6 protein-coding genes are annotated in these 6,140 nt (G+C 73.7%); 5 read left to right on the plus strand and 1 reads right to left on the minus strand.

The window, feature by feature from the left end; all coding sequences use genetic code 11:
* A partial coding sequence (locus E1286_RS45350; protein WP_223190933.1) for an ATP-binding protein occupies positions 1-399 on the plus strand: 399 nt, incomplete at its 5' end.
* Positions 400-410: 11 nt separating this feature from the next.
* Here E1286_RS45350 and E1286_RS51005 read toward each other — a convergent pair.
* Positions 411-587: a hypothetical protein gene (locus E1286_RS51005; protein ID WP_165970231.1), complete on the minus strand. Its 177-nt coding sequence runs from the start codon at positions 585-587 to the stop codon at positions 411-413.
* Positions 588-742: 155 nt separating this feature from the next.
* Here E1286_RS51005 and E1286_RS51010 point away from each other — a divergent pair, with 155 nt between their 5' ends.
* The 4 genes from E1286_RS51010 to E1286_RS45365 all read left to right on the plus strand — a co-directional run.
* On the plus strand, positions 743-967 hold the full coding sequence (locus tag E1286_RS51010) for a hypothetical protein (RefSeq protein ID WP_246075700.1): 225 nt from the start codon (positions 743-745) through the stop codon (positions 965-967).
* A gap of 35 nt (positions 968-1,002) precedes the next feature.
* A complete protein-coding gene (locus E1286_RS51015) occupies positions 1,003-1,308 on the plus strand; it encodes a hypothetical protein (protein ID WP_246075701.1) in 306 nt (101 codons plus the stop codon).
* A 92-nt stretch (positions 1,309-1,400) separates the two neighbouring features.
* The gene (locus E1286_RS45360; protein ID WP_246075702.1) at positions 1,401-3,224 is read left to right on the plus strand and encodes an HAL/PAL/TAL family ammonia-lyase; all 1,824 of its coding nucleotides are present in this window, start codon (positions 1,401-1,403) and stop codon (positions 3,222-3,224) included.
* 229 nt (positions 3,225-3,453) lie between these two features.
* Positions 3,454-6,140 (plus strand): DUF7824 domain-containing protein (locus tag E1286_RS45365; protein ID WP_132623332.1); only part of this gene is annotated, 2,687 nt, incomplete at its 3' end.

Consider the following 6,140-nt stretch of genomic DNA (forward strand, 5'->3'; position numbering starts at 1 on the left):
CCCGGGCCCCTGTCCGCCCCTCCCCTCCACACCGTGGAGTGCCTGCTCCCGTCCGTCCCGGCCGGTGTGGCCAAGGCGCGCTCCCTGATCCGTACGGAGCTGACCCGCTGGGGACGTGTGCGGGAGATCGACGGCTGCCTGCTCATCGTCAGCGAGCTTGCCACCAACGCCGTCCGGTACGGCGGTTCCGCGTACGCGCTGCGCCTGGAGGACCGCGGCGACCGCCTCTACGGCGAGGTCTTCGATCCGGGCGACGGCGAACCCTGCCCTCGCTCCCCCGACGTCGAGGCGCTTTCCGGGCGCGGCCTGCAGATCGTCGCCGCGCTCGCCGACGAGTGGGGCGTCACGGCGGCCGAGGGCGGCAAGGCGGTCTGGTTCTCGGTCAGCTGCGCGGCGTAGATCGGCATTTGTCACATCTTGGTGATGGTCACGGACTTCCGGGTGATGGTCACCTCGGCCGCCCGTTCCGTGACGAACGGCCGGCGGGTAATGCTGATCGCGCCGGTGGGGGACGGTTTGCCGATCACGGGACAGCCGTGGCCGTTGGGCTTGACGATCGCGGTCTTCCTGATCGCTTCGGTGGTCACGATGGTGTGCACCGTGCGGCTGGTCGGTCTCGGGGACGCGCTGGCGGACCGTACCGGCTGGGGCGAGGCACTGTTCGGGGCGGTGTTCTTCGGCGCCGCCACCTCGCTGTCGGGGTCGTCATGACGGGCAGGCGCAACTCGCGTACCGCAACGCGGTGGGCGGGATCGCGGCTCAGACCGTGGCGATCGTGGCGGCGGACATCGCCTGTCGGCGCGCCGATCTGGAGCACGCCGCCGCCTCGGCGCAGACCCTGCTGTTCGGCTGGCTGCTGATCGTGCTGCTCAGCGTCGCGCTGCTGGCGTCGTTCAGCCCACAGGTCACCGTGCTCGGCGTGCACCCGGCGTCGGTGGTCGTGCTCGCCTGTACGCGGGCGGGCTGAAACTCATCCACGGACAGCCGCTGATGTGGCGTGCCGTGACCACCCGGGAGATCAGGCCGGACACGCCGTCCGACCACGCCCGCTCGATCGCGGCGGTCATCGGGGGCAACAGTTTCGACGCGCTGAACCTCGTCGTGGGCGACATCGCCTTCCGCGGCGGGCCGCCGTTCCACGCCGCCCAGGCCGATCAGCTCTTCCTCACCACGGCCGCGTTGCTCATGACCGCCGTGCTCCTGGGCGACATGCTCGTCCGCCAGCGGCGCGCATGGGCGCGGGTCGGTTTCGAGGGTGTGCTGCTCGCCGTCGTCTACCTCTCCACGGTGGTCATCCTGGCGTTCTGAGCCGGAGGTTGTTTACCTCTCCGGACCACCCCGCTGACCTGCGCGGGGGTATGACGAGGCCGCACATCGTCAACGATCTCCAAGGTGACCGCATGAGCGTGTACAGAGGGCTGATCGGCTGCGTTCTGCTGATGGCCGGCGGAGCCTCTCCCGCCCTCGCCGCACCGGCCGGCGCGGCGGCGCGCCCGAGCTCGATCGCCGACTGCCGGGACCTGCGCATCGACCCGCCGCGGCTCGCCGACGGCCCGGTGGTCTCTCTGCGCCTCGACGGCGGGAGCCTCACGGTCGAGGACGCCTTCGCGGTGCTGACGGCACCGCGCCTGCGCGTCCGGCTCGACCCGGAGGCCGTACGGACGATGCGCCGCTACCGCGAGGACGCGGTGGCGCTGGTGACGCGGCAGGACCCGCCGCCGCCCCGCGTGTACGGGTGGAACCAGGCCCTCGGACCGCTCAAGGACAGGCCGATCGGCGTCGAGGAGTCCGTGGAGTTCCAGAGGCGGATCCTCGCCTCTCACGGGGTGGCCACCGAGCCCGTGCTGGACGGGGCGATCACCCGGCTGGCCCTGGTGATCCGCGCGAACCAGATGGCGCGCGGGCACATGGGCGTGCGGCCCGAACTGCCCAGGAAGCTTCTCGAGCTGGTGAACAAGGGGGTCACCCCGGTGCTGCCGCAGGTCGGATCGCTGGGGTCGGGAGACCTGCAGCCGATGGCGGTGGCCGGCCTGGTGGCCACCGGAGGCGCCGGGGCGTGCGCCGGCCTGAGTCGTCCGGGACAGGCCACCCTGGTCGCCCCAGCCGGGGAGGTCCTCCGCGAGGCGGGGATCGCGCCGCTGGAGCTGGAGATGGGCGAGGCGCTGCCGATCGTGAGCGGCAGTACGGTCGTCGCCGCCGGCCACGTGGCGGCGCTGCGCCGGGCCGAGGCGCAGGCCGACCACGCCGAGGGCGCGTTCGCCCTGTTCATGGAGGCCACCCGGGCCGAGGCCGGCTCGCTGGACCCGCGTACCCACGCCGAACGCGCGATCCCCGAGGAGGAGCGGGTCGCCGCGAGGCTGCGGGCGCTGGTGCGAGGTAGCGAGTTCATGACCGGCCGCACCCGCGTCCGGTTCAACCCCGACGACACCGACCGGATCCAGGACGCGGTGTCGGTGCGCGCGGCGCCGCACATCCTGGCCTCGCTCCGGCAGAACCTCGCCCACTCGCGGCAGGTCCTCCGCCAGGAGATGAACGCCTCGACCTCCAACCCGCTGCTCTTCAGGGACGGCGACGGACAGGTGGAGTTCGTGATGGGCGGCAACTGGGACGGGGCGGTCATGGGCCACAACCTGGACACGCTCAACGCCGGCCTCGCGGACGTGGGCGTGCTGTCGCAGGAACTGTCGGCCCGGCTGTTGTCCAGCAGGTGGAGTTACGGGCTGCCGGCCAACCTGGCCGGCGGACCGGTGGGCCTCAACTCCGGCATGGTGCAGCTCCAGACGGTCGCCACCGCGCTGATCCCCGAGATGCAGGTACGGGCGTTCCCGTCGGGGACCCTGTCGCGGCCCGCCAAAGACGGGCAGGAGGACCACAACAGCATGGCGATGGCCTCGCTGCGCAATCTGCTGGCGAACCAGGAGCGGCTCGACACCGTCCTGGCCGTGCTGTACATGATGAGCGCGCAGGGGGTCGACCTGGTCGTCCGCGGCATCGACGACGGCGCTCCGCCGCCGCGCCTCGGGGACGGCACCGGGCGCATCCAGGCCGTGATCCGCTCCAGGATCGCGGAACTGGAGAACGACAGAAACCTCACCGGCGACCTCCAGGGGATGATCGTCCTGGTCAACGGCCGCGGCGACGACCGCCTCCGGCAAGCCGTCCGCGGCACGCCCACCACGCCGAACCCGGCACTCACCCAGACGACCGCCACACCGGCCCGCTGACCCCGCAGGTGGGTGGAGGAGGCCCCTCGCCGGCGAACTCGGCGACGTCATCGTCGCCGCGAACACCGGCTGGGCCCGTCGGCCCGTCCGCTCGGCCGGGCCCGGCAGGGCCGCTCGCCGGACCGGCCCTGCCAGGCGGGACGCGGGACGGGACGTGCGACCGGGCGGTCTCGGTCGCCGGGCGTGCGGGGTGCGGAAACTGTCGGCGCAGGGCGCTAGTTTTCCGCGCATGGATCACTGGGGCGAGATCAGGAAACTGATCGAGACGCGACACGCCGACCGGCTCGCGGAGCGGGTCAAGGAGCTCGACGAGGAGGGGCGCAAGGAGGTCGCGGCCCGGTTGCCGCACCTGCTGAAGGAGTTGCGCGGCCGCTTCGACCGGTGGGACACCGGCCTGGTCGACTACGCGATCGTGCTCCGCGTGGCGGGCGCGGCCACCCTCGGCGGGGCGGCGGCCGTGGCGTCGTGGCTCTACCGGCGCGACTTCGCACCCCAGTGGGCGGGCGCCGACAGCGACGTCGACCTCGTCCTGGCGGTGGTCGCGGACCGGCCCGCCGCCTGGCGCGCCGATCTCGCCAAGCGCCTGGCGCTGCGCGCGCGCACGTCCGACGACCGCGGCATGCCGCTCGCCCTGGCGCTGCTGCGTGCGACCGGCGTCGAGCCGCCGCCGCACGACCCCCTCGTGAGCGGCTGGCTGACCAGCCACCTGAACGGCCCGCAGGAGGGCCTGCCCGACGATCCGCTGCTCGACCACCTCCTGCCGCGCCTGTTCGAGGCCGAGGGCGCCGGTCGGGTGCTCCAGTGGGAGAACGACCCGCGCAGGGGCTGGCTGGCCGCCCTGCCGGCGCTGGCCGAGTCGGGCCGGGTGCAGCGCGAGATGCTCATCGACGGCTGCGTACGCCGGTTCCTGCGCGGAGGCACCCCGATCGACCTGCGGTTCTTCGTCCGGCTCCACGAGGCGCTGGCCCCGTCACCCGCCGAGTCGGCCGCATACGCCCGTGACTACCTGCGCCTGCTGCCCGCCTCCCCCGGTCAGGTGGCCGAGCTGGCCGTGAAACGCCTGCGCGCCCTCGACGACCACACCGCAGCGATGAGCGGCTCCACCGCAGGGGGCGGTCGTGCCGCGGGGGATGCCACACCCGGCGGGCTGACCCCGGATGACCTGGCCGAGGCGTGGGAGTCGTTGCTGTTCCGGTCCGAGCGGAAGCTCGTACGAGCCGGCCTGTCGTGGCTCGACCGTTCCGTGCGGCGAACGCCCGAGCTGGCCGGTGTGGTGGCCGCGCCGCTGGCTCGCGCGTTCGCCGCCGAGTCGCGCGACCTGCAGGAGAAGGCGGTCGAGCTCGCCGTCGCGCACGCCGCCGCCATGGACGAGGAGGGCCGCGCCACCGTCCGGGAGGCGATCGAGCTGCTCCCGTACGATCTCGGCCGGCGCGCCGCCGAGGCGTTCCCCGGGGGCACGGTCGCGAAACCCGAGCCCGCGTTCGCTCCCCCGCTGCTGCCCGCCGCACCCGAGCGGTCCGGCAGGCTGGTCGCCCCGACCAGCTCCCTCGCCGAGCTGAGCGATCTGATGAACCCGCACATCGTCTCCTGGCCGAGCTGGGAGAAGTGGGAGCGGATGCTCGCCGGTTTCGTCGCGCTGGCCACGCTCGACCGAGCGGGCCTCGTGGCCGCGCTGCGTGACCAGATGCCCAGATCCTCCTATCCGTCGGTTTCCTGGCACTATCCCGGCGGAAGCTGGAACCGCGCCGAACACTGGCTGTTCGGCGCGGCCCGCTCCCTGACCGGCACAGCGCCCGAAGCCGGCACCTGGCGACGCCTGCTACCGACGCGACGCATGACCCCGCCGCACCGGATGCTGCTGCACCGGGCGGCCGAGGTCGTGCGAGCCGTCGAGGAGGGCACGCTCCCTCCCGTGCTGCTGGCCACCCCCACCCACAGCACCGGGCACGTCGCGGCCGACGAGCTGGTGCGGCGGCTGGAGATCCTGGCGGCGGCCGGGGCGAAACCGCTGGCCGCCGACCTGCAGCAGGCGCTGCTGCGTCTGCCCCGCACCCCCGACCCCGAGGCGATGGCGCGGGCGGCCCGGCTGGCCTCGCCCTCCGCCCGGATCGTCGCCGAGTGGCGGTGCCCCGAAGTCCGGGTGGAGCTGGACTGGACCTGCGGGAGCAAAGCCGACTGCGACGACTGGCACGACGGGAGCCACCACCACGACATGCGCCCGGTCCTGGCCGCCACCGCCGAGCCCACCGGGCTGCCGCTGGCCGACCTGCTGCTCGGCAGCTTCGAGAGCACGGCGTCCGAGGCCCAGCATCTCGCGTGGTGGGCCGCGACGTTACCCTCGCACCGCGAGGTCGCCGCGGCACACGCGCTGCCACATGTGCTCAGACACCACTGGACGGACTCTCCAGCCGGTTCCGGCCGGCTCCGCGGGCTCGCCCGGGCCGAGGGCGCGCCGGGGGCGGCGTTCGCGGCGATGCTCGCCCACGCCCTGGGCGATCCGGAGCAGGCCGATGCCGTCGATGTTCTGCTGGAGGTCGCCGCGCGGGACGAGCTGCCGGCTGACGAGGTGGGCCGGCAGGCCGGGCTGCTCGGGGCGAACGGCCATGTCAAGCTCACGGACCTGACGGCCGCGCTCGACGCCGCCGCCAGTCGAGGCGCGTACGCGCAGGTGTGGCTCATCGCGGCGGCGGCGCTGCCGGCGCTGCTGCCCGCACCGGGACAGCGTCCCCGCCACGGCCTGACAGGATTCGTCACGCTCGCCGCCACCACCGCCGAGTGGTGCGGCGCCCACGGCGAGATCCCGGCGGTACGCGACGCCGCCGCCCGCAGAGGCACCAGCGGCCTCCTCCGCGAACTACGCCGCCTGCACACCCTGGTCACCGCCGGCCCCACCACCACCACACCCGGCCCCAGCAC

Source organism: Nonomuraea terrae, assembly GCF_004348995.1.
Lineage (GTDB): Bacteria > Actinomycetota > Actinomycetes > Streptosporangiales > Streptosporangiaceae > Nonomuraea > Nonomuraea terrae.

Excerpts from the sequence above, each read along its gene's own strand:
- E1286_RS45360 (WP_246075702.1), top strand. The coding sequence starts at position 1,401 with ATGAGCGTGTACAGAGGGCTGATCGGCTGCGTTCTGCTGATGGCCGGC.